This is a genomic window from Micromonospora sp. NBC_01412 (assembly GCF_045040215.1).
In the GTDB taxonomy this organism is placed as follows: domain Bacteria; phylum Actinomycetota; class Actinomycetes; order Mycobacteriales; family Micromonosporaceae; genus Micromonospora; species Micromonospora rubida.
The window spans coordinates 4,032,957-4,055,851 of record NZ_CP109528.1 but is presented as its reverse complement, the minus strand read 5'-3'; the positions used below and the strand labels follow the sequence as shown (position 1 = coordinate 4,055,851).

The 22,895-nt window shown below is 73.5% G+C and carries 23 protein-coding genes; 11 read left to right on the top strand and 12 right to left on the bottom strand.

The annotated features are described in order from the left end of the window. The first annotated feature begins 107 nt into the window (after positions 1 to 107). Positions 108 to 1,019, top strand: coding sequence for a cyclase family protein (locus tag OG617_RS18710; protein WP_405094374.1), 912 nt, complete (start codon positions 108 to 110; stop codon positions 1,017 to 1,019). Positions 1,020 to 1,131: 112 nt separating this feature from the next. Here OG617_RS18710 and OG617_RS18705 read toward each other — a convergent pair whose 3' ends face one another. Beyond that, entirely contained in the window at positions 1,132 to 1,353 is a 222-nt protein-coding gene (locus OG617_RS18705; RefSeq protein ID WP_405094373.1) for a hypothetical protein, read from the bottom strand. 42 nt (positions 1,354 to 1,395) lie between these two features. Between OG617_RS18705 and OG617_RS18700 the strand changes: the two genes are divergently transcribed. After that, positions 1,396 to 1,623, top strand: a complete 228-nt coding sequence (locus OG617_RS18700; protein WP_405094372.1) for a winged helix-turn-helix domain-containing protein — start codon at positions 1,396 to 1,398, stop codon at positions 1,621 to 1,623. Here the strand turns inward: OG617_RS18700 and OG617_RS18695 are convergent. Beyond that, complete coding sequence (locus OG617_RS18695) at positions 1,617 to 2,657, bottom strand: S66 peptidase family protein (protein ID WP_405103487.1); 1,041 nt, start codon at positions 2,655 to 2,657, stop codon at positions 1,617 to 1,619. The two genes, OG617_RS18700 and OG617_RS18695, sit on opposite strands and share 7 nt — an antisense overlap. A 96-nt stretch (positions 2,658 to 2,753) precedes the next feature. Here OG617_RS18695 and OG617_RS18690 point away from each other — a divergent pair, with 96 nt between their 5' ends. Beyond that, a complete protein-coding gene (locus tag OG617_RS18690; RefSeq protein ID WP_405103485.1) occupies positions 2,754 to 3,806 on the top strand; it encodes a hypothetical protein in 1,053 nt (350 codons plus the stop codon). Between the two features lie 130 nt (positions 3,807 to 3,936). Then, a complete protein-coding gene (ppc, locus tag OG617_RS18685) occupies positions 3,937 to 6,723 on the top strand; it encodes a phosphoenolpyruvate carboxylase (protein ID WP_405103483.1) in 2,787 nt (928 codons plus the stop codon). 67 nt (positions 6,724 to 6,790) lie between these two features. Here ppc and OG617_RS18680 read toward each other — a convergent pair whose 3' ends face one another. Next, the gene (locus OG617_RS18680; protein WP_405103481.1) at positions 6,791 to 7,555 is read right to left on the bottom strand and encodes a hypothetical protein; all 765 of its coding nucleotides are present in this window, start codon (positions 7,553 to 7,555) and stop codon (positions 6,791 to 6,793) included. A gap of 54 nt (positions 7,556 to 7,609) precedes the next feature. Here OG617_RS18680 and OG617_RS18675 point away from each other — a divergent pair, with 54 nt between their 5' ends. Beyond that, positions 7,610 to 8,773 carry a DNA recombination protein RmuC gene (locus tag OG617_RS18675; RefSeq protein ID WP_405103479.1) on the top strand — a complete coding sequence of 388 codons (1,164 nt, stop codon included), beginning with the start codon at positions 7,610 to 7,612 and terminating at the stop codon, positions 8,771 to 8,773. Between the two features lie 25 nt (positions 8,774 to 8,798). On the opposite strand, the gene OG617_RS18670 is transcribed toward OG617_RS18675, so the two are convergent. Next, positions 8,799 to 9,164, bottom strand: coding sequence for a winged helix-turn-helix transcriptional regulator (locus OG617_RS18670; RefSeq protein ID WP_405103477.1), 366 nt, complete (start codon positions 9,162 to 9,164; stop codon positions 8,799 to 8,801). 89 nt (positions 9,165 to 9,253) lie between these two features. On the opposite strand from OG617_RS18670, the gene OG617_RS18665 reads away from it, so the two are divergent. Further along, positions 9,254 to 9,919, top strand: a complete 666-nt coding sequence (locus OG617_RS18665; RefSeq protein ID WP_405103475.1) for an NADPH-dependent F420 reductase — start codon at positions 9,254 to 9,256, stop codon at positions 9,917 to 9,919. Positions 9,920 to 10,118: 199 nt separating this feature from the next. Here OG617_RS18665 and OG617_RS18660 read toward each other — a convergent pair whose 3' ends face one another. Together OG617_RS18660 and OG617_RS18655 are read right to left on the bottom strand one after the other, a co-directional pair. Then, positions 10,119 to 10,556: a hypothetical protein gene (locus tag OG617_RS18660; RefSeq protein WP_405103473.1), complete on the bottom strand. Its 438-nt coding sequence runs from the start codon at positions 10,554 to 10,556 to the stop codon at positions 10,119 to 10,121. A 274-nt stretch (positions 10,557 to 10,830) separates the two neighbouring features. Then, positions 10,831 to 11,829, bottom strand: coding sequence for a 4-hydroxy-3-methylbut-2-enyl diphosphate reductase (locus OG617_RS18655; RefSeq protein ID WP_405103471.1), 999 nt, complete (start codon positions 11,827 to 11,829; stop codon positions 10,831 to 10,833). A 178-nt stretch (positions 11,830 to 12,007) separates the two neighbouring features. On the opposite strand from OG617_RS18655, the gene xseA reads away from it, so the two are divergent. Further along, on the top strand, positions 12,008 to 13,228 hold the full coding sequence (xseA, locus tag OG617_RS18650) for an exodeoxyribonuclease VII large subunit (RefSeq protein ID WP_405103469.1): 1,221 nt from the start codon (positions 12,008 to 12,010) through the stop codon (positions 13,226 to 13,228). Between the two features lie 210 nt (positions 13,229 to 13,438). Then, positions 13,439 to 13,663, top strand: coding sequence for an exodeoxyribonuclease VII small subunit (locus tag OG617_RS18645; protein WP_161687069.1), 225 nt, complete (start codon positions 13,439 to 13,441; stop codon positions 13,661 to 13,663). 46 nt (positions 13,664 to 13,709) lie between these two features. Here OG617_RS18645 and OG617_RS18640 read toward each other — a convergent pair whose 3' ends face one another. Then, positions 13,710 to 14,567 carry a hypothetical protein gene (locus OG617_RS18640; protein ID WP_405103467.1) on the bottom strand — a complete coding sequence of 286 codons (858 nt, stop codon included), beginning with the start codon at positions 14,565 to 14,567 and terminating at the stop codon, positions 13,710 to 13,712. Between the two features lie 641 nt (positions 14,568 to 15,208). Continuing rightward, positions 15,209 to 15,973, bottom strand: coding sequence for a DUF4245 family protein (locus OG617_RS18635; protein ID WP_405103465.1), 765 nt, complete (start codon positions 15,971 to 15,973; stop codon positions 15,209 to 15,211). Between the two features lie 253 nt (positions 15,974 to 16,226). Here OG617_RS18635 and glpX point away from each other — a divergent pair, with 253 nt between their 5' ends. Next, entirely contained in the window at positions 16,227 to 17,258 is a 1,032-nt protein-coding gene (glpX, locus tag OG617_RS18630) for a class II fructose-bisphosphatase (RefSeq protein WP_405103463.1), read from the top strand. Continuing rightward, the gene (locus OG617_RS18625) at positions 17,255 to 18,226 is read left to right on the top strand and encodes a DMT family transporter (RefSeq protein ID WP_405103461.1); all 972 of its coding nucleotides are present in this window, start codon (positions 17,255 to 17,257) and stop codon (positions 18,224 to 18,226) included. The genes glpX and OG617_RS18625 overlap by 4 nt, the downstream gene beginning before the upstream one ends. A 13-nt stretch (positions 18,227 to 18,239) precedes the next feature. Here OG617_RS18625 and OG617_RS18620 read toward each other — a convergent pair whose 3' ends face one another. Continuing rightward, on the bottom strand, positions 18,240 to 19,202 hold the full coding sequence (locus OG617_RS18620; protein ID WP_405103459.1) for an NAD-dependent epimerase/dehydratase family protein: 963 nt from the start codon (positions 19,200 to 19,202) through the stop codon (positions 18,240 to 18,242). A gap of 145 nt (positions 19,203 to 19,347) precedes the next feature. Between OG617_RS18620 and OG617_RS18615 the strand changes: the two genes are divergently transcribed. Next, positions 19,348 to 20,040 carry a TetR/AcrR family transcriptional regulator gene (locus tag OG617_RS18615; protein WP_405103457.1) on the top strand — a complete coding sequence of 231 codons (693 nt, stop codon included), beginning with the start codon at positions 19,348 to 19,350 and terminating at the stop codon, positions 20,038 to 20,040. Positions 20,041 to 20,164: 124 nt separating this feature from the next. On the opposite strand, the gene OG617_RS18610 is transcribed toward OG617_RS18615, so the two are convergent. The 3 genes from OG617_RS18610 to OG617_RS18600 form a co-directional block, all read right to left on the bottom strand. Next, positions 20,165 to 21,133, bottom strand: coding sequence for an NAD(P)/FAD-dependent oxidoreductase (locus OG617_RS18610; protein ID WP_405103455.1), 969 nt, complete (start codon positions 21,131 to 21,133; stop codon positions 20,165 to 20,167). Between the two features lie 128 nt (positions 21,134 to 21,261). Beyond that, the gene (locus OG617_RS18605; protein ID WP_405103453.1) at positions 21,262 to 21,918 is read right to left on the bottom strand and encodes a rhomboid family intramembrane serine protease; all 657 of its coding nucleotides are present in this window, start codon (positions 21,916 to 21,918) and stop codon (positions 21,262 to 21,264) included. A 119-nt stretch (positions 21,919 to 22,037) separates the two neighbouring features. Continuing rightward, positions 22,038 to 22,739, bottom strand: a complete 702-nt coding sequence (locus tag OG617_RS18600) for a lytic transglycosylase domain-containing protein (RefSeq protein ID WP_405103451.1) — start codon at positions 22,737 to 22,739, stop codon at positions 22,038 to 22,040. Positions 22,740 to 22,895: the final 156 nt, after the last annotated feature.

The window sequence follows — 22,895 nt, the reverse complement described above, 5'->3', positions numbered from 1 at the left end:
GGGGTCCGGCCGCGAGTGAGGCCACTGTTTCCGTGATCAGGCACGATCTTGGCCCTTCCCGGGAACGATCTTGACCGGCGGCCCCGGGGCGTGGTCGAGTCCGAGGCATGACGGGACAGTGGCGGGCGCGGTTCGACGCGGAGGTGACCTTTGCCAACGGCGGGAGCCTGCGGACGGAGGGGTTCCGGCTCGACATACCGGGGCAGGACGTCGACGACGATGAGCTGGCCGCGCTGTTCGTCCGGCACCTCGGGCTGCTCATGGTGACCAAGGTGCGGATCCGAGAGAAGCAGGTCGTCGAGGAGCCACACCGGGGCGGCCGGGGAACCGCCGGCCCGGCGCCGGCGGAACGGCGGCTGGTCGAGCTGAGCCACGTGATCAGCGACGGCATGACCACGTTGCCCGGCTGGCCGACGCCCCGGATCACCGAGTGGCTGACCCGGGAGGCGTCCCGGGCGAACTACGCCCAGGGCACGGAGTTCCAGGTCGGCCGGATCGACATGATCGCCAACACCGGCACGTACCTGGACACGCCCGCGCACCGGTGGGCCGACGGGCCCGACCTCACCGGCGTCCCGCTGGACCGCCTCGCCGACCTGCCGGGGATCGTGGTCCGGGTGCCCGCCGGCACCCGCGCGGTGGACCGCCTGCTGCTCGCCCCGTACGAGGTGGCGGGGCGGGCGGTGCTGCTGGACACCGGCTGGTCCGCGCACTTCGGCACCGACCGGTACGCGTCCCCGGACGCGCCGTACCTGACCGGGGACGGCGCGGCGTGGCTGGTCGAGGCGGGGGCGGCCCTCGTCGGCATCGACTCGATCAACATCGACGACATGAGCCCGGCAGCTCGGGGTGAGCGCCCGGCGCACAGTGGCCTGCTGGCGGCCGGGATCCCGATCGTGGAGCACCTGACCGGTTTGGACGCGCTGCCCCCGACCGGCTTCCGGTTCACCGCCGCGCCGCCGAGGGTGGCCGGGATGGGCACCTTCCCAGTCCGCGCGTTCGCCGTCCTCGACGCCTGACCACCACCCGCTTTCGCAATCAACGACAGGTCCCGCACATCGAGGCCTCCCGCCGCGCAGCCACCCCGATGTCACGCATCCTGAGTTGACCTTGCCGCTGCCGAGCCGGCCGTCAGGCAGCCCGCATCGCGCCGGAACCGAGACCCGCCAGCAACCGCCGGGAGATGCGGGCGAGCGCACGCGACTGCGCCTGGTCGATCGGCCAGCGCTCGACGTGCTCGCCGGCGGAGAGTTCGATCAGCAGACCGGACGGCGGGGTGGGGCCGACGTCCATCCGCCACAGGCCGAGTCGCACCTGGAACACCTCGTCGCCGCGGGCCGCCGCGCTTCGCACCAGCCGTGATCACATGGCCTTACCTGCCACGGAAGTAAGCCCATGCCTGCGTACACGAAGAAGCAACGACTCATCGAGACCCTGACCGAGCGCATCGAGTCGGGCGAGTATCCGCCGGGGGCCAAGCTGCCCTCCGGCACGGAACTGTGTGCCGAGTTCAGCGTCTCCCGCCAGGTGGTCCGCTCGGCGATCGACTGGCTCAAGGCTCGCGGGCTGGTTGAGGGCGCCCCGGGTGCCGGGGTGTTCGTGCGGGAGCCCGACGGTCAGTAGCGCACGCTGATCCGGCGCTGCACCGCGTCGACGACGACCTCTCCCCCGTACGGGATGATCAGCTGTGGGTCGGTGTGGCCGAAATCGACATCGAAGACCATCACCGCGTCCGGGCGGTACTCGTTCAACGCCCGGATCACCGCAGACCGCTGCTCGTCGGCGTAGGCGCGACGCTGCTCCACGGTGTGCGGGCGGTCGAAGTCCCACGCCTTGGCCCGGCCGACGAGTACCGCCGGGAAGCCGCCGAGCAGTCCCCGCTCCCCCAGGTTGCGCAGGATCCGGTAAACCTCGGTGGCCGACGGCAGCTCCTCCGAGGTCTCGATCAGCAGCACCTCGCCCGCGTGGTCGGCGCCCGCGCCGATCCGGTCGGTGGCCAGCAGCCAGTGCAGGATCTCCAGGTTGCCGCCCCAGGTGCGCCCCCGCACCACCCGCGCCGGGCCCTGCCAGCGCCAACCGGTCCCCGGGAACATCACCGGCTCGGCGGCGAGCGTGGCCGGGTCGCGCCAGTCGTTGGGCTGATCGCCCCACTCGGGGGCGGGGGTGAGGTCGTACCAGCCGGGGGTGAAGAGGGCGGCACGCAGCGAGTCCAGGGTCAGCGGGTGCGGCGTGCCGGGGCGTCCGAGGTGCACCAGCACGGACCCGCCGTGGTACGCCACGATCCCCAGCCGGTGCAGGTGGTTGAGGACGTTCGTGTTGTCGGAGTACCCGAAGTACGGCTTCGGGTTGGCCCGCAGCACGGCGTCGTCCAGGTGCGGGGTGACCGTGATCAGGTCGTCCCCGCCGACGGTGGCGAGCACGGCGGTGATCGTCGGGTCGGCGAAGGCGGCGGTGACGTCCCGGGCCCGGTCGCGCGGGTCCGCGCCCATGACCCGGGTGGTCGGGAACTCGACGGGTTCGAGGCCGAACTCCTCGCGCAGCCGGCGCAGGCCCAGCTCGTACACGTGGGGGAAGATCGCCGGCAGGCCGGCGGAGGGTGACACGACGGCGACCCGGTCGCCGGGCCGGGGCTTCGGCGGATAGCGCAGCGACTCCATAATCAGACGCTACCGGCGACCCCAACCGCTTTTCGGCCCCGCCAGTGGCCCGGCGAAACGCCCCAAGCCGGGAATATCGCGCCCTAGGCTGGCCACGTGGACGAGGAGCCGGACATCCCGGTGCGCGACTGGCTGCCCCGCGCCGCCGCCCTGCTGGTCGGCACGCTGGCGCTGGCCGCCGCGTTCATCGCCGCGTACGTGGGGGCGCTGCACCAACCCACGCCCCGCGACGTGCCGGTCGGGGTGGTCGTCGGCGACCAGCACGCCGAGGCCATCATGGCCGCCGTGCGCGGCCAGACCAACACGATCAAGCCCGTCGAGTACGGCGACGCCGAGGCCGCCGACGACGGGCTGACCGCCCGCGAGGTGTACGGGGTGCTCACCGCCACGCCCGAGGACGGGCTGCGCCTGGCCACCGCCAGCGCCTCCGCGCCCGCCGCCACCGAGGTGGTCGAGCAGGTGCTCGGCCAGGCCGCCCGGCAGGCGAACCTGCCGCTCCAGGTCACCGACGAGGTACCGGTCGAGTCGAGCGACCCGCGCGGCCTCGTCCCGTTCTACCTCGCGGTCGGCTACGTGCTGGGCGGCTACCTCGCCTCCACCGCCCTGGGCCTGAAGACCGGCACCGCGCCCCGCAGCCTCGCCCGGGCCGGGCTGCGAATCGCCGCCCTCGCCGCGTACGCGGTGGTGCTCGGCGTGGTGGGCGCGCTGATCGTCGGCCCGGTGCTGGACGTGTGGGACCACGACGTGCCGGCGGTCGCCGCGGGCGGGGCGCTGGCCGTCTTCGCCGCCGCGATGGTCGCCGCCGCGGTGCAGGGCTGGCTCGGGCTGCTCGGCACCGGGATCGTCATCCTGCTGCTGGTGGTGCTCGGCAACCCCGGCTCCGGCGGCGTCTACGCACCGGAGTTCCTGCCCACCTGGCTGCGCGGGATGCACCTCTGGAACGTGCCCGGACTGACCACCGACCTGATCAAGTCGGCGGCCTACTTCGACCGCCGTTCGATGGCATGGCCGGTGGGCGGCCTGGTGCTCTGGGCGGCGCTCGGCGTCGTGGGATTGCTCACGGCCACGCTGGTACGCGGCCGGCGCAGCACCGCCCGACGGCCGCGTACCACCGCCCCCGCCAGCACGGATACCCGATCCGCGGGGTGAGGGCGGCGACGGCAGCCGGGCATTCCAGGGAAAGGGACGAGCAGGACCCCTTCCGTCCCGATGGGTCGGCGCGGATACGATCCAGGAAGTCGGACAGCGCTGTCCTTCGTACTCACGTAAGGAGCGCATCGTGACCGACCAGTACGACCACGACGGCCCCGACGCCGCACTGCGAGCCGACATCCGCCGCCTCGGCACGCTGCTCGGGCAGACCCTCGCCCGGCAGGAGGGTCGCCCGCTGCTCGACCTCGTCGAGGAGATCCGCGCCCTGGTCCGCTCCGACGTCCCCACCGCCGCGCAGCGCCTCGGCGGGCTGGACGTGACCACCGGCACCAAGCTGGCCCGCGCCTTCTCCACCTACTTCCACCTGGCCAACATCACCGAGCAGGTGCACCGGGCCCGGGACCTGCGCCGCCGCCGGGCGGCGCAGGGCGGCTGGCTCGACCAGGCGGCCAAGATGATCGCCGAGCGTGGGGTGCCGGCCGAGGAGATCGCGGCGGCGGCCCGCCGGCTCGCGGTCCGACCGGTGTTCACCGCCCACCCGACCGAGGCGGCCCGCCGGTCGATCCTGTCGAAGCTGCGGGCGATCGCCGACGAGCTGGACGCCGAGACCGCCAACGCGATCCTCTACGGGGCCAGCGACGAGGGGCCGGCGAACCGGCGCCTCGCCGAACTGCTGGACCTGATGTGGCAGACCGACGAGCTGCGGCTGGACCGGCCGGACCCGACCGATGAGGCCCGCAACGCCATCTACTACCTGCGCGACCTGTACGCCGAGGCCGCCCCGCAGGTGCTCGACGACCTCGCCGACACGCTGCGCACCCTCGGGGTGGAAACCGCGCCGACGTCCCGGCCGTTGACCTTCGGCACCTGGATCGGCGGCGACCGGGACGGCAACCCGTTCGTCACCCCGGCGGTCACCCGGGAGGTGCTGCAGATCCAGCACGAGCACGGCATCGCGGCCACCGAGGTGGCGATGGAGCACCTGATCAAAGAGGTGTCCGTCTCCCGCCGGCTGCGCGGGGTGTCGCTGGACCTCTCCGCCAGCCTCGCCGCCGACCTGGACGCGCTGCCCGAGGTGGCGGCCCGGTTCCGCCGGGTCAACGCCGAGGAGCCGTACCGGCTGAAGGCCCGGTGCGTGAAGGCGAAGCTGGCCAACACCCGGGAGCGGCTGCGCCGGGGCACCCCGCACGTGCCGGGCCGGGACTACCGGGGCTCGGCCGGGCTGATCGCCGACCTGGAGCTGCTGCGCGCCTCGCTGGCCCGCAACTCCGGCCAGCTCACCGCCGTCGGCCACCTCGCCTCCACGATCCGCACGGTGTCCGCGTTCGGGATGCACCTGGCGACCATGGACGTGCGGGAGCACGCCGAGAAGCACCACGAGGTGCTCACCCAGCTCTACACGGCCGTCGGCGAGGTGCCCGACTACCCGTCGCTGAGCCGCCTGGAGCGGACCAAGCTCCTCGCCGACGAGCTGACCGGCCGCCGGCCGCTGTCGACGCTCGACACCCCGCTGACCGAGAGCGCCCGCAAGACGTTCGACGTGTTCGGCACGATCCGCGAGGCGCAGGACCGGTTCGGCTCCGAGGTCATCGAGTCGTACATCATCTCGATGACCCTCGGCGTGGACGACGTCCTCGCGGCCGTGGTGCTGGCCCGCGAGGCCGGTCTGGTGGACGTGCACAGCGGCCGGGCCCGGATCGGCTTCGTGCCGCTGCTGGAGACCCCGGCCGAGCTGGACTCCGGCGGCGAAATGCTGGACGAGCTGCTGTCGCTGCCCGCGTACCGGGCCCTGGTGGCGGCCCGGGGCGACGTGCAGGAGGTGATGCTGGGCTACTCCGACTCGAACAAGGAGGCCGGCATCACCACCAGCCAGTGGTCGATCCACCGGGCCCAGCGGGCGCTGCGCGACGTGGCCGCCCAGCACGGGGTGCACCTGCGGCTGTTCCACGGCCGGGGCGGCACCGTCGGGCGCGGCGGCGGCCCCACCCACGAGGCGATCCTGGCCCAGCCGTACGGCACCCTGGACGGCGCGATCAAGGTCACCGAGCAGGGCGAGGTCATCTCCGACAAGTACACCCTGCCGGCGCTGGCCCGGGAGAACCTGGAGCTGACCGTCGCCGCGGTGCTCCAGGCGACCCTGCTGCACACCGCGCCCCGGCAGCCCGCCGAGATGCTGGAACGCTGGGACGCGTCGATGGACGTGGTCTCCCATGCGGCGTTCCGGTCGTACCGGTCGCTGGTGGAGGACCCGGACCTGCCGGAGTACTTCTGGGCGTCCACCCCGACCGAACTGCTGGGCGCGCTGAACATCGGCTCCCGCCCGGCGAAGCGGCCCAACACCGGGGCCGGCCTGGCCGGGCTGCGGGCCATCCCGTGGGTGTTCGGCTGGACCCAGACCCGGCAGATCGTGCCCGGCTGGTTCGGAGTGGGCTCTGGGCTGGCGGCGGCGCGGGCGGCCGGCCTGGAGGACGTGCTCTCCGAGATGAACCGCAACTGGCACTTCTTCCGCACGTTCCTGTCGAACGTCGAGATGATGCTGACCAAGACCGACCTGAGCATCGCCCGCCGGTACGTCGAGACCCTGGTGCCCAAGAAGCTGCACCCGATCTTCGCCAAGATCGAGCAGGAGTACGAGCTGACCAAGCAGGAGGTGCTGGCGGTCACCTCCTCGCCGGCCCTGCTGGAGAACTCGCCGGTGCTCCAGCGCACCCTCGCGGTGCGGGACACCTACCTGGAGCCGCTGCACCACCTCCAGGTGGCGCTGCTGCGGCAGTACCGGGACTCGGGCGCGGCCGGTCGGGCCGTGGCCACCGCCCCGGGCGGCCGGCGTGCCCCCAACGACGGGACGGCCCTGGAGCGGGCCCTGCTGACCACGGTCAACGGCATCGCCGCCGGCATGCGCAACACCGGCTGAGACGTGAGAAAGGTCCCCCGCCGGCGCACCTCGCCTGGCGGGGGACCTTTTTCACGCGTGCCCGGCGTCAGAAGTCCCCGCCCCCGAAGTCGCCTCCGCCGAAATCGCCGCCGCCGAAATCGCCCCCGCCGAAGTCACCGCCCTGGTCACCGCCGCCGAAGTCACCGCCCTGGTCACCGCCACCGTCGAAGCCCTCCTGGCCGCCGGCCTCGGCGCCGTACCCCGGGTCGGCGAACGCCGGGGAGAAGAGCGCGTCCGCGATCAGCATCCCGCCGAGCACCCCGGCGCCCGCGCCGAGCGCGGTCTTCCACCACGGCGTCGAGTACCAGCCGGCCGGCACCGGCCGCCCCTGCATCCGGCCGCCCGGGTAGTAGTAGGGCGTGGCCCGGCCCGGCTGCGGGCCGGCCCGGAAGGACTGCCCCTGCACGTTGACCTCGCGCTCCCGGGTGAGCTGGCCGGCGCCCTGCGCGGAGGCCAGCGGCGGCAGCTCGGGGCCGGGGTCGATGCCCAGCGCGATCCGGGCCGCCCGGGCGTACGCCAGCCCCTCCAGGGCCGTCTCCCGGGCCAGCCGGTACTGGTGGACCGTGCGGGCCTGCTCGAGCTGGCTGCCCGCCGCGTTGTACCGCTCGCCGGCGTCGACCAGGGCCTGTCGCACCGCCGGGTCGTCGCCGTGCAGGTTCATCACCTGGCCGCCGAGGCGTTCGTACCAGCGCTGGGCGTCGGCGCGCCCGTCGGCCAGGCTGCGGGCCTCCCGGGCCGCGCTCTCCCGGCGCCACCAGAGGAGACCGCCGACGAGCAGCGCCGCGAGGATGACCACGAGCAGAAATTCCATGCTCTCGAACGTACCCGGCGTCGTCACCTCGTACGCGTTTGGCAAGCTCTGGTGATGAGCTTCTCGACGCTGGCCGTGGTGGTGTTCTGCCTCACCTTCGGCTGCGCGCTGGGCTGGTTCGCTGCCCGGTCCCGGGCGGCGGCCGACATCGCCCGGCTGGAGGCCACCCTCGCCGCGACCCGGGAGGGCGAGGGGCGACTGGAGCAGTCGATGCGGGCGCTCAGCTACGAGGCGACCGCCCAGTCCCAGGAGGCGGTGGCCCGGGCGGTCGCGCCGCTGCACGACACCCTCCGGCGCTACGAGTCTCGAGTCGCCGACCTCGAGCACGCCCGGGTCGACGCGTACGCCGAACTGCGCGAGCAGGTCCGCGCGATGAGCACCGTCTCCGGCGAGCTGCGCACCGAGACCAAGCAGCTCGTGGCGGCGCTGCGCGCGCCCCAGGTGCGGGGCCGCTGGGGCGAGCACCAGCTCCGCCGGATCGTCGAGGCCGCCGGGATGCTGGAACACTGCGACTTCAACGAGCAGGTCACCGCCACCACCGACCACCAGGGGGTGCGTCCCGACCTGGTGGTCCGGCTGCACGGCGGGCGCACCGTGGTGGTGGACGCGAAGGCGCCCTTCGACGCGTACCTGACCGCGATGGAGGCGCGCGACGAACGCGGCCGGAACACCCAGCTCGACGCGCACGCGAAGCACCTGCGGGCGCACGTCGACGCGCTGGCCGCGAAGTCCTACTGGGCGGCGTTCGACTCGACCCCCGAGTTCGTGGTGCTGTTCGTGCCGGCCGACCCGTTCCTGGACGTGGCGTTGCAGCGCGACCCGACGCTGCTGGAGCACGCGTTCGCCCGCGACGTGGTGCTGGCGACGCCGGCCACCCTGGTGGCGCTGCTGCGCACGGTGGCGTACTCGTGGCGGCAGGAGTCGCTGGCCCGCAACGCGGTCGCGGTGCACTCGCTGGCCCGCGAGCTGTACGGCCGGCTGTCCACCCTCGGAGACCACGTCGGCAAGCTCGGCACGTCGCTCGGCGGGGCGGTGACGGCGTACAACCGGGCGGTCGGCTCGCTGGAGTCACGGGTGCTGGTCAGCGCCCGCAAGCTCGCCGAGCTGGGCGTGTCCGACCAGGAGCTGGCCGTCCCCGCGCAGGTCGAGGTGGCCCCCCGCCAGCCGCAGGCGCCGGAGCTGGCGGAGCCGACCTCGGCGGTGGCCGACCGGCCTTGATCGGCGGAACGCCAGCTGTCGCGGGTCATGACGTCGCTGCCGGCTCGAGGAGTTCCGCCTGGTGCGCCGCGGCCCATTGGGCCAGTTGCGCGAGTGGGCCGTTGGCAAACGACTCGCCCAGAGGCGACAGCTCATAGACGACGCCGCGACGCCCCGGCACGCGTTCGTCGTTGCCCTGTCGGGCGATCAGCCCCCGCGCTCGCAGCCGTTGCAGCGCCTGCGTCAGGACCTTGTCGCTGATGCCCGCGATGCGTTCCAACAGGTCGTTGCGCCTCGTGGGGCCGGCGCGCAGCGCCGACAGGACGACGGGATCCCACGCGTGGTTGATCAGTTCGACTGCCGTGCGGACGTGACAGTCCGACACGAAGGTCTGGCAGGTCCCGTCGATCATCCTCCCAGTGTCGCAGCGATCTCCTACCAGGTGGTAGGAGTCGCCCTCCTAGCGTTCTCCAGGTCATCCCACAGATCAAGGAGATCACTGTGAACGTAGGAATCCTGGGAACCGGCAACCTCGCTACAACGCTCGGCCGAGCATGGGCGGCAGCCGGCCACACGCTCGTGGTGACGGGACGCAGTTCGGAGAACGCCAGCCTGGCCGCCGGCCAGATCGGCGACGCGGCTGAGGCCGTCGGGCCCACCGACTTCGCAGCACGGGTCGACGTGGTCGTTGTCGCGGTCGCATGGGAAGGCCTGGAGGAGGCACTCTCCCTCGTCGGCGGGGCCGACGGCTCCCTGAGCGGCATGACGGTGATCGACTGCACCAACGCCGTCGACTACGCCACCGGGCAGCTGAAGCCGACGTCGGGCTCGGCCGCGGAGCTCGTCGCCCGCATCGCGCGGGGCGCGCACGTGGTGAAGGCATTCCACCTGTTCGCCGGAGCGTCCTGGCCCTACACGGGGCCGCAGGACTCGGCACCGGTCGTGGCGATCTGCGGCGACCAGCCCGAGGCGCTGGAACGCACCGGAGCGCTGACCGCAGATCTTGGCGGGCGGACCGCGGTGATCGGTGGGCTGACCAGTGCACGCCAGCTGGAGGAGGCCGCGGGCTTCGTCATGCGTGTCGTGGGAGCGGGGTCGAACCCCAGGTTCGCCGTCCCCGATGTGGATCCGGCGTCCCTCAACGCGGGATCGGCCACGGCCAACTGATCATCGGGGCACCCGAGGGGCCGTGACCCGCCCGATCGCCGACATAGCCAACGGGGGAGATCGACCGCGGACCGGGGCGGAACCATCGCCGGCAGGCCAGGCCACCTGGGTCCACGTCGACGTGCGGCGTCACCGGCAGCCCGTCCCCACCGGGCGGGGCGGGCTGCCGGGTCGTCGTCCCGGGTCGGTCGGGTACGGGTCAGGCTCGGCGGGCGGACTCGACGACGAACGGGATGCCCTGCTGGCAGGTGGTCATCATGTCCGGTTGGGCCTGGCCGGTGACCGTGACCTTCGTGCCAGGTGTGAGCACGTCGGCGGGGCCGCCGACGAGCTGGTGGCCGTCCAGCAGCCGGCAGCCGGGCTCCACCCCGGCCTCGACGGTGCCCGTCAGCGTGGCCGCGCCGGGGCCCGGCGGAAGGCTCGGCCCCTGCCCCGGGGGCTTGGTGGGCGCCTGCGGGGGCGGCACGGCGGAGGTCGGGTCGGCCGGGTCCGTCGGGCCGGTGCTGGTCGCGTCGGTCACCGGCGATCCTCCCGAGGGGCTGGGGGCGGGCGTGCCGTCACCGGCTCCCTGGCCGCCGCAGGCGCTCAGCGCGGCGCAGACGACCAGGGCGACGAGGGTCATCCGAGGAGTTTTCATACCTGCTCGGACGCGCCCGGACGACGATCCGTTCCGATGCCGGGGTCACGGTTCGCCGCTGAGGGCGACGAACCGGCACCGGACCGGACGGGTGAACCGCCGGGCAAGCCCGACTGCCAAGCCCGACGGCCAGGCACGACGGCCGTCGGCTGAACGCCGCCGTTGGGTGGCCGCCGCCGTCGGCTGACCGTCGCCGCTGGGCTGACCGTCGCCGCTGGGCTGACCGTCGCCGCTGGGTGGCCGTCGCCGTTGGGCACCGGGCGCCGGGTGGCCGTCAGGCGCGGGTGGCCGCCGCCGCGGCGGCGGCCTTCATGTCCCGCTTGAGCTCCTGGGGCAGGGAGAAGATCAGCCGCTCGTTGGCGGTCACCACCTCGTCCACGTCGGTGAAGCCCCGCTCGGCGAGGTGCGCCAGCACCTCCTGGACCAGCTCGTCGGGGACGCTCGCACCCGAGGTCAGCCCCACGGTGCGGGCCCCGGTCAGCCAGGCGTCGTCGATCTCGTGTGCGAAGTCGACCAGATGGCCGGCGCGGGCACCGGCGTCCAGAGCGACCTCGACCAGCCGGACCGAGTTCGACGAGTTGCGCGAACCGACGACGAGCACCACGTCGCACTCGGGGGCGATCTCCTTGACCACGTGCTGCCGGTTGGAGGTGGCGTAGCAGATGTCGTCGCTGGGCGGCGACTGGAGCAGCGGCAGCCGAGCTTTGAGCCGGGCCACGGTCTCCAGCGTCTCGTCGACCGACAGCGTGGTCTGGGAGAGCCAGACCACCTTGCTCGGGTCGCGGACGGTGACCTTGTCGGCATCGCCCGGGCCGTCGACGAGTTGGATGTGCGCGGGAGCCTCGCCGGCGGTGCCGACGACCTCCTCGTGCCCCTCGTGGCCGATCAGCAGGATGTCGTAGTCCTCGGCCGCGAACCGCTTCGCCTCCTGGTGGACCTTGGTCACCAGCGGGCAGGTCGCGTCGATCGCCTTGAGCGAGCGGACCTTCGCCTGCTCGTAGACCTCGGGGGCGACGCCGTGCGCGGAGAAGATCACGGTGGCGCCCTCCGGCACCTCCTCGTTCTCCTCCACGAAGATCGCGCCCTGGTCCTCCAGGGTGCGCACCACGTGCTTGTTGTGCACGATCTGCTTGCGTACGTAGATCGGGGCCCCGTAGAGCTTGAGCGCCTCCTCGACGGTCTGCACCGCCCGGTCGACGCCCGCGCAGTAGCCGCGGGGCTTGGCCAGGAGCACGCGCTTGCCGGTCTGGGGGGTCGCCTGAGCCTCGGTCACCCGCCCATCCTACGTGCCGGCCCTGAGCCCGACGGTCGCTGCGACCCCCGCCACAGCCCCGCCGACCGCCGGGCTGGTCCCCCGGCCGCCGCTGCGGAGGCCGCGAGATTCGGGCCGCGAGACGCCCGCCCGGCGACGCGGAACCCGTGATCGTCAGGGGCGTCCGTAGGGTGAGGGGGTGAGTACGGGTGAGAGCGGGCGGAGCAGCTCCGAGGAGCCGTGGCCGGTGCGGGTGGTCAGCCAGAAGGTCGGGGCGTGGATCGCCCGGCTCGGCTGGGTGTGGGTCGACGGGCAGGTGGCGCAGATCAGCCGGCGGCCCGGGGCCAGCACGGTCTTCCTCACCCTGCGGGACCCGTCGGCCGACCTGAGCCTGACCGTGACCACCAACCGGGACGTGCTCGACGCGGGTGCCCCCGAGCTGCGCGAGGGCGCCCGGGTGGTGCTGCACGCCAAGCCCGAGTTCTACGCGGCCCGGGGCACGCTGAGCCTGCGCGCCGACGAGATCCGCCAGGTGGGGCTCGGCGAGCTGCTGGCCCGGCTCGAGAAGCTGAAGAAGCTGCTGGCCGCCGAGGGGCTGTTCGACCGGGCCCGCAAGCGGCGGCTGCCGTTCCTGCCCGGGCGGGTCGGGTTGATCACCGGCCGCGCCTCCGCCGCCGAGCGGGACGTGCTGACCAACGCCCGTCGGCGCTGGCCGGCCGTGGAGTTCCGCACGGTCAACGTGGCCGTGCAGGGCACGGGCGCCGTCACCCAGATCGTCGACGCCCTCCGGGTGCTCGACACCGACCCGACCGTCGACGTGATCGTCATCGCCCGGGGCGGCGGCGGCATCGAGGACCTGCTCCCGTTCTCCGACGAGGCGCTGTGCCGGGCGGTGTTCGCCTGCCGTACGCCGGTGGTCAGCGCGATCGGCCACGAGGCGGACACGCCGCTGGTCGACTACGTCGCCGACGTGCGGGCCTCGACGCCGACGGACGCGGCCAAGCGGGTGGTGCCCGACCTGGGCGAGGAGCTGCGCCTGATCGGGCAGGCCCGGCACCGGTTGGAGCGGGCCGTACGCAATCTGGTCGACCGGGAGTCGCACCGCCTGGACGGGCTACGGTCCCGGCCGGTGCTGGCCCGGCCGCAGGTGATGGTGGAGCAGCGGGCCACCGAGGTCGCCGCGTTGCGCCAGCGGGCCGGGCGTTGCCTGGACCACCGCCTCGGCGCGGCCGGAGAGGACCTGCGGCACACCCTGGCCCGGCTGCGCGCACTCTCCCCCGCCGCCACCCTCGACCGGGGCTACGCGATCGTCCAGCGGGCCGACGGCCATGTGGTCCGGTCGGCCGGCGAGGTGGGCGGAGGCGACCCGCTGCGGGTACGCCTCGCCGAGGGCGAGCTGGCCGCGACGGTCGACGGTTGAGCGCGCGGGGCGAGCCGATGGCTCGGTCGGCGTGACGCGGTCGGCGTGACGCGGCAGTGCGAGGCGGGCGGGCCGATCGGGCGACGTGACGCGGCGGGTCGAACGGGCAGCGTGACGTGGCGTGACGCGGCGGGTCGAACGGGCGACGCGGGACGGAACGGCGGAGCGCCCGGCGTGGCGAACGGACGGGGATGTGCTGGGATGGGACCGATGACTGACGAGAAGAACGCCGGGCCGGACGAACGGCTCAGCTACGAGCAGGCCCGCGCCGAGCTGGCCTCGGTGGTGGAACGGCTGGAGACGGGTGGCACCTCGCTGGAGGAGTCGCTGGCGCTCTGGGAACGCGGCGAGAAGCTGGCCGAGACCTGCCAGGGCTGGCTCGACGGCGCGCGGGCCCGCATCGACGCGGCCCGTCAGCAGCGGTCGGACGCCTGACGGCGGGTGCGGGGCGGCATCGGCCGGCCCCGCACCCGCCCGAGCCTCAGCTGAACAGGTTGTACAACTCGTTGGGAGCCTCGACGACCTGGGCCGCCGGCGGGCGCTGGGCGGCGCTCGCCGCGCCGTAGTCGGCGTACGTGATCTTGATGTCCTGCGCCTTGTTCTGGCCGGACGCCGGGATCTGGATGACCAGCTCGCTGAGCCGGCCCTGCGGGTCCAGCTTCGCCGTGAACGGCAGCGACCGGGCCTGCTGGCCGAGCGTCTTGATCAGCTCGGCGTTCAGCGAGCCGGCCTCGGCGGCCTTCGTCACGTCGATCGTGCCCGCGTACGCGCCCTCGCCGGTCTGCCGGACCTCGGTGACCCCCTGGGTGAGCACCTCGCTGCCCGCCGGGTCGACCTTGTCGAAGTCGAAGGCCAGGTTGCGGTTGCCCTTGATCCGGGACTGGTCGAGGTGCTGGTACTTGCCGAGGTTGAGGCTCTGCACGCCGGGCAGCTTGGCCGCCTGGCCGCCGAGATCGAGCTTGACCCAGCTGTCCGGCTTGAGGTGCACCAGGTCCAGCTTCATCAGCACGTCCGAGGAGGCGTCGCCGAGGGTCAACTTCATCTCGGCGCTCTGGCTCGGCTCGTGCACCTGCCCCTGGACGGTGGTGCCAACGCCGGCCATGGTGAACCGGAAGTTTCCGTTGCGGATCTCGTTGGTCGAGTTCAACAGTGCCTGTTTGGCGTCGCCCGTGCCGGGCGAGGCGCTGCCCGGGGCGGCGCTGCCGGAAGGTGCGATGCCGGAGACCGTCGGGGACGCGGAGGCCCCCGCCTCGCCGGTTCCGGTGTTGTCGCAGGCTGCCAGGCCGGGGAGGAGCAGCGTCGCCGCGAAGACCGCCGCACTGAAGCGTCGAATGGTCACGTGAACCTCTCAGGTGGGTCGTCCGGCCCGCGAGGGTGCCGGAGGTGTCGCGCCGTAGCCCGATGCCGGCTCCGACGTACGAGTCCCCGCCGGCTGACCGACCACGCCGACGAGGCTCGTACCCCTTCTGTTCCCTGTTGCCGCGTTCCGCAATCCCCGTCCGCTCCCGCCCGGCACCAGAGCGGCCCGGCGGGCGGGCGGCGGGTGCCGCCCGCCCACCGGCACCGGGTCAGTCCTTGAACAGCTTGTAGATGTCGTCGGGCGCCTCGACCACGTCGCCAGCCGGGGGCTGCTGCATGGCAGTGGCCGCGCCGTAGTCGGCGTAGTTGACCTTCACCTCGTGCGCCTTGTCCTCGGGCGTGCAAGGTCGTGCTCGATCCCGGAAAGTGTGGCCTCCTACTCGTAACGAGGCCACACTTTCCCTGATCGAGCACGACCTTGTTCCCCGGTCCAGCGCGATCGTGTGCGCTCGTGTGCGCTCGTACGGACCCAGATCACGCCAGGGGCTCGCCAGGGCCGGACGTGACCGCAGGGAGCAAGCCTGAACGCCCGGAGCAGGCGGGGCCAGGCGAACCCCACCCCACTCTCACCCACGCCGAACCGACAGCGCCGAGCCGAGGCAGGTCGACTTCGACCAGGCTCTAGCGGACGGCGTCGGCGAGCCGGCGCAGCTCGTTCTCCCGGGCGTCGCCGACCACGATCACCGTACGGTCCGGTTCGAGCAGCACGAGAGCCTGCTCGTTGCCCCGGGCGGTGTACCGCTGCCAGCTGCGCCCGCCCAACTCGGTGGGGCCCTGGGGCTGCCCCTCGGCGGTCAGCTCGACGGGCAGCAGGCGCTCGGGCGGCACGTTGCTCTGCACGACTTGGGCGCCCCGCCCCTCCGGGGTCAGGTAGCCGATCCGCAGGCTGGAGCCGCCCTCGACGCTGCGGTAGCTGGCGCTGACCGTCTTCCAGTCGTCGCCGAGCCCGGTGGGCTGGCTCACCGGGAACGCGTTGGCCGCGCGGGCCTGCTCCAGCGCCGGGGCGGGGTCGACGGTGCTCGGCTGGTCGCCGCCGAGGAAGCCCCGGTAGAAGGCGAGCAGCAGGACGATGGGGACCAGCAGCACCAACAGCGAGATCGCCATGTCCTTCGGCGACCGCTCGGACCTGCTCTTCTCCTTGCCGGCTGCCGGCCGGCCCCCGGGCCGACCCGGGAACACCACCGGCCCGCCGGGGGGCGGCGCGGGGTGCTCGTCCGGACCGGCCGGAGATGGCGCGGGGTGCTCGTCCGGACCGGCCGGGCGGGCGGGCGCCGGCTCGACCAGGGCCGGCTCCCCGGCCACGGCCGGCGGGGTCGGCTCCGACGGAGCGGGCGTCGCAGGGGTCGGCTCGGCGGGGGTGCGCTCGGCGGGCTGTGCGGGATCCACCTCCCCATTCTTCCAGGCCTCCGACGAACGGGAAGCGGCCCACCACCGCCGGCGGCCGGCGCGTCTCCTGGCCGGCCGGGGCGAGCGGGAGGAACGGGGTGCTCCGTCCCACCACCGGTTGGCGGGAAGGTGGCCACCAACGCCCCGACCCGGCGATAGGTTGACGATCGTGTGAGGATCAGCGACAAAACTGGCGGTGGCGACGGCCGCATGCCGCCGGTCCACCCCGCAAAGTCGCGAGGAGGAAGCCGTCATGACGAGCACCAGGACGCGTACCCCCCAGGATCTGGACCGCAATCTCGCCCTCGACCTGGTTCGGGTCACCGAGGCCGCGGCGATGGCCGCCGGCCGGTGGGTCGGCCGGGGCGACAAGGAGGGCGGCGACGGGGCTGCCGTCGACGCCATGCGCAAGCTGATCAACTCGATCCCGATGCGGGGCGTCGTGGTGATCGGCGAGGGCGAGAAGGACAACGCCCCGATGCTCTTCAACGGCGAGGAGGTCGGCGACGGCACCGGCCCCGAGGTGGACGTCGCCGTGGACCCGGTCGACGGGACCACCCTGATGAGCAAGGGCATGCCGAACGCGCTCGCCGTGCTCGCGGTGGCCGAGCGTGGATCGATGTTCGACCCGAGCGCCGTCTTCTACATGGAGAAGCTGGCCGTCGGCCCGGCCTACGCCGACGTGGTCGACATCAACGCCGGGGTCGCCGACAACCTGCGCCGGATCGCCAAGGTCAAGGGCACCGACATCTCCGAGGTCACCGTCTGCGTACTGGACCGCCCGCGCCACGACGACCTGGTCACCCAGATCCGCCGCGCCGGGGCCGGCATCCGGTTCATCTCCGACGGCGACATCGCCGGCGCCATCGCCGCCGCCCGCGGCGAGTCGGACGTCGACGTGCTGATGGGCATCGGCGGCACCCCCGAGGGGATCATCGCCGCCTGCGCCCTCAAGTGCATGGGCGGGATGATGCAGGCCAAGCTCTGGCCGACCGACTCCGCGGAGCGGGAGAAGGCGCTCGCCGCCGGGCACGACCTGGACCGGGTGCTCACCACCGACGAGCTGGTCACCGGCGACAACTGCTTCTTCGTGGCGACCGGGGTCACCTCCGGCGACCTGCTGCGCGGCGTGCGCTACCGGGCCGGCGGGGCGTACACGCAGTCGATCGTGATGCGCTCCAAGAGCGGCACGATCCGGGTGATCGACTCGTACCACCGGCTGGAGAAGCTGGCGCTGTACTCGGCGATCGACTTCGACGGTCGTCCGCTGGCCGAGCAGGAGTGACGGCCACCACCACGAACGCGCCGCCGGCTCTGACTGCCGGCCGCCGGATCACCGGCGTCGGGCTGGCCGTCGCCTCCGGGATCGCCGTCGCCGTGCAGTCCCGGATCAACGGCGAGCTGGGCGTACGACTGGCCGACGGGATCGCCGCCGCAGTGGTGTCGTTCGGCCTCGGCCTACTGGTGCTGCTGGTGCTGGTCCCCGCCACCCCCGCCGGGCGGCGGGGCCTGTCCGCGCTGCGGGCCGCGCTGGCGGACGGGTCACTGCGGCCGTGGCAGTGCCTCGGCGGCGTCTGCGGCGCGTTCCTGGTGGCCAGCCAGGGGCTGACCATCGGCACGCTCGGCGTGGCCGTGTTCACCGTGGCGGTGGTCGCGGGGCAGTCCGGAAGCAGCCTGCTGGTAGACCGGGCCGGGATCGGCCCGACCGGCCGCCAGGCGGTCACCCCGAACCGCCTGGTCGGCGCGGCGCTGACCGTGCTGGCCGTGCTGCTGGCCGTCGGCGACCGGCTGGGCGACCCTGGCACGCTGGGCCTGGCCGTGCTGCCGCTGCTGGCCGGGGTCGGCCTCGCCTGGCAGCAGGCGGTGAACGGGCGGGTCAGGGCGGCCTCCGGCAGCGCGCTGGCCGCCACGCTGGTCAACTTCACCGTCGGCACCGTCGCGCTGCTCGTCACGTTCGCGGTCGGGGTGGCCGTCCGGGGCGGCCCCGCCGGTGGCCTGCCGACCGAGCCGTGGCTCTACCTCGGCGGGCCGATCGGCATCGTCTTCATCGCGATCGCGGCGGCCATCGTGCGGTTCACCGGGGTGTTGCTGCTCGGCCTGGCCACCATCGCCGGCCAGGTCGTCGGTGCCGTCCTGCTCGACCTGGTGCTGCCGACCGCGGCCTCGCACCCCGGCGTGGCCACGCTGCTGGGTGCCGCGCTCACCCTGGTCGCGGTGCTGGTCGCCGCCCGCGCCCCGGCCCGCCGGCGGTAGGGAGGGCCTCGGCTCAGCGCCGGCGGTCACCGGCCGACGTCCGGTCGACGGGCGGGGTGACGCCGCGCAGGGCCGCGACGGTCTCGGCGAGCGCCCGGTCCAGCGGGGTCGGCGCGAGGCCGAGCATGGCGGTGGCCGCGGTCGAGTCGAGCAGGTACGGCCGGTCGAACTGGTAGGCGGTCTCCCGCAGCTCCCGGGCGAACGGGTTGACCAGCCCGCCCAGCCAGAGCGCCGGGTACGGCAGCCGGGTGAGCCTCGGAGCGGGGGCGCCGGCCAGGGCGGCGGCCAGGTTGGCCAGCTCACGGGCGGAGACCGCAGGCGGGCTGGGCACGTGCCAGGCCCGGCCCCAGGCGCGCTCGTCGGCGGCGGCCGCCACCAGGGTACGGGCGACGTCGTCGACGTACGTCCAGGTGTGCGGGGCGTCGAAGTCGACGGGCAGCACCACCCGGCGGCCGGCGAGCACCCCGGGCAGCAGCATCATCGGCAGCGAGGTGGCACCGGCGCCCAGGTAGTCGGAGCCGCGCACCTCGGTCACCCGGGCCTGGCCCGCGCGGTGGGCGGCCAGCGCCTCGGCCCACATCCGGTTGCGGACCCGCCCCTTCGTGCCGGGGGCCGCGGGCGGGGTCGCCTCGGTCATCGGGCCGTCGACCGGCCCGTACCCGTAGAGGTTGCCGACCGTGGCGAGCACGGCGTCGGTGCGCCCGGCGGCGGCGAGCAGCGCGGCGGCCAGCGGCGGCCAGTCGATCGACCAGCGGTGGTACGCCGGGTTGGCGCAGTTGTAGAGGGCGACCGCGCCCTCGGCGAGGGCGGCGAGCCGGTCGGGGTCGGCGGCGTCGGCGGCGACCCGCTCGACGCCCGGGTGGTCCGGGCCGGTCCCGCGCCGGGTGACCACCCGGACCCGCTCGCCGGCAGCCGCGAGGAGACGGGCGGTGGCGGTGCCGACGGGCCCGGCGCCGACGATCAGATGCAGCGACATCACAGATCACCTTTCGAAGCATGAGTACGACTAGAGAGCACTGCTCTCGTTGTGGCCCACCCAGCATGCCGCCCAGCCCGGCCGTTCGTCAAGAGCAGTGCTCTCTGTTTTGATGGCCGCTCTCGACTGTGGCAGAGTGAGGACCATGCCCGCCTCCTCGATCCGCGCCCGGGTCCGCGCCGAGATGCTCGACGAGATCAAGGCCGTCGCCCGCCGGCACCTCGCCAGCGACGGGGCGAACCTCAGCCTGCGGGCGGTGGCCCGGGACATGGGGATGGTGTCCTCGGCGATCTACCGCTACTTCCCGAGCCGGGACGACCTGCTCACCGCGCTGATCATCGATGCGTACGACACGCTGGGGGCGGCGGTGGAGTCGGCCGACGCGGGCGCGGACCGGCTCGACCTGCGGGGGCGCTGGCACGCGGCGTGCCGGGCGGCCCGCGACTGGGCCCTGGCCCACCCCGCCGAGTACGCGCTGCTCTACGGCAGCCCGGTCCCCGGGTACGCCGCCCCGGACGACACCGTCGGGCCGGCCCAGCGCCCGCCGGCCATCCTGGTCGGCATCCTGCGCGACGGCGTGGCCGCCGGGCTACTCTCCGCCCCCGACCCGGGGGAGCTGCCGGAGCCGCTCCGGACGGACCTCGCGGAGGTCGCCGACGCCCTCGTCCCCGGGCTGCCGGAGGCGTTGCTCGCCCGGGGGATGGCCGGCTGGACCCAGCTCTTCGGGCTGATCAGCTTCGAGCTGTTCGGCCGGATCAACCGCTCGCTCCCGCACCGCGACGAGTACTTCGACCACCAGACCGCCCTGATGGCCGACCTCATCGGCCTCCCCCGCTGACCCACCCACCCCGCGATCTTGCACTTCCGGCCCCCGGTTCGCCCCTTGTGCACCCTTCGCCCGGGCCGCCACTGCAAGATCGGCGCGTGGGGGTGGGGTGGGGTGGGGGTGGGGTGGGTGGGGGTTAGGTGGGGTCGGAGGAGTGGCCGGGGAAGAGGTGGGCCGACGGGTCGATCGCCACGGCGGCGTTGTTGACCGCGGTGGCCGCCTCGCCGAAGCCCGTGGCGATCAGCCGCACCTTGCCCGGGTACTCGGTGATGTCGCCGGCCGCGAAAACCCGGGGCAGGTTGGTCGCCATCGCGCTGTCCACCACGATGTGCCGGCGGTCCAGTCGCAGCCCCCACTCCGCGATCGGGCCCAGGTCGGCCGTGAAGCCGAGCGCGGCCACCACCGTGTCGACCGGCAGCGTCTCGGCCCCGCCGCCCCGTACGGTGATCTCGGCACCGGTCACCGTGCCGCCCCCGTGCAGGCGGGTGACCTCGGCGTTGACGATGACCCGGACGGGCAGCTCCTGCACCCGGGCGACGGTGCCGGCGTGGGCGCGGAACCTCTCCCGCCGGTGCACCAGCGTCACCGAGCGGGCCAACGGCTGCAACGCCAGCGCCCAGTCGAACGCCGAGTCGCCGCCGCCGACGATCAGCACGTCCCGGTCGGCCAGCGCGGCGGGTTCCGGCACGAAGTAGACGACCCCGGCGCCGGTGAAGCTGTCGGCCACCGGCAGCGGACGCGGGCTGAAGCTGCCCAGACCGCCGGTGACGACCACCGCGCCGCAGGAGAGCTGCTGGCCGTCGGCGAGGCCGAGCACCGGCCGCCCCTCGGCGTGGGACAGCTTCTCGGCCCGGGTGCCGAGCAGGTACCGCGGGTGGAACGGGGCGGCCTGGGCGACCAGGTTGGCCACCAGGTCCCGGCCCTTGACCGCCGGGAGGCCGGCCACGTCGAGGATCAGCTTCTCCGGGTACATCGCGGTGATCTGGCCACCGGCCTCGGGCAGCGCGTCGACCACCGCCACGGAGAGCCCCCGGAACCCGGCGTAGTACGCGGCGAAGAGCCCCGTCGGACCGGCACCGATCACTGCGATATCCACCTCGGACATGACGTACCGTCACTTTCCGCTCACGAATCAACGCGTGCTGGTGCCGACGGTAGGCCCGGCACGGGACCGGGGCAAGCACGTCCCACACCCGGTGTGCCGCCCCCGGGCTACCGGGGGAAGGGGCCGCGTCAGGGCAGGGTGAGCGGGGAGTCCAGGTCGTACGGATCAGACTCGGCCCGGCGGCGCCGGAACAGGATCGCGGCGGCCACGCCACCGACCAGCCCGAAGAGGTGGCCCTGCCAGGAGATCCGCTCGTCGGTGGGGAGGATGCCCAGCAGTTGCCAGCCGTAGAGCAGGCCGACCAGGAGCACCACGCCGAAGTTCCACCAGCTCCGCTCGACCACGCCCCTGGTGAGCAGGATGCCCAGGTAGCCGAAGATGACCCCGCTGGCCCCGACCACGACCGAGTTCGGCGAGCCGGTGAACCACACGCCCAGCCCGCTGACCAGCACGACGACCAGGGTGGACCAGAGGAAGCGCCGGAAGCCGGCGGCCAGCACGAACGTGCCGAGCAGGATCAGCGGCACGCTGTTGCTGTAGAGGTGGTTGAAGTCGGCGTGCAGGAACGGCGAGAAGAGCACCCCGTCCAGCCCGTCGATCCGGCGCGGGATGATGCCGCCGGCCAGGTCGAGGTCGATGCCGAGGCCGGCGTCGAGGCCCTCGACCAGGAAGAGGACCGGCACGACGGCGCACATGGCGACGAAGGCACGGCCGATCGAGGCGTAGAAGGCCTCGGTGCCGAAGCGTCGCGGGTCGCCGCCCGGAGGGTCGCCGTGCAGGGTCACCCCCCAAGAGCTATCAGCAATCCCCGCCGACCGCCACCCGTGGACGCAACGGATCCCGGTACGACGACGGCGGCGGGGGTGCGAACGTCCGCACCCCCGCCGCCGCTATGCCTCGTCGGTCAGTACGAGCCGTTGTTCTGGAAGTAGCTCCACGCGCCACAGGGGCTGTTGTACCGGCCCTTGATGTAGCCGAGGCCCCACTTGATCTGGGTGGCCGGGTTGGTCTGCCAGTCACTGGCGACCGAGCCCATCTTGCTGCCCGGCAGCGACTGGGGGATGCCGTACGCGCCGGAGGAGGAATTGCGGGCCTTGTGGTTCCAGCCGCTCTCCTTGGTCCAGAGCTTCTCCAGGCACGGGAACTGGTCGATGCCGAAGCCGGCGTCGAGCATCAGCGCGCAGCCGATCTTCCGGTTGCCGCCGTACTCGCTGCACGAGGCCGGGATCGGGCCGTCGTACGGCTTGCTCGTCGCCGTCTTCTCCTCGGCGGCCTTCTTCGCCGCCGCCTCGCGCTCCTTCTTGCGGGACGCCGCGGCGGCCTCGGCCTCGCGGGCCCGCTCGGCGGCCTCCTTCGCCGCCTCGGCGGCGCGCAGCTTGGCCTGATACTCAGCGGCCCGCTGCTTGGCGGAGCTGACCCGGTGCTCGGCCTGCCGCTCGCGCTGGTAGTCGTACTCGGCCTGGTCGATCTGGAGGCCGACCTGCGCGGTCAGGCCCTGTTGCTGGGTTTCTCGGTCTTCGCCCAGATAGAAGCCGCCGGCAACGCCCACAGAGAGCAGTGCGACGGCGGCGGTACGGGCGCCGAACCGGCTCCACAGCCGACTCACGAAGTGGTCCCTTCGTCGGGGGCATGGACACGACGCAGCCCCGACCCGCGGAGGGTCGACCCGCGTCGCAAGCGCCCCGACCCTGCCGGTCGCAGCCGACGCACCCGGGTTCCGTCCGCCCCGCCGTCGGACGACGGCGGACGATCTTCCCGGGAC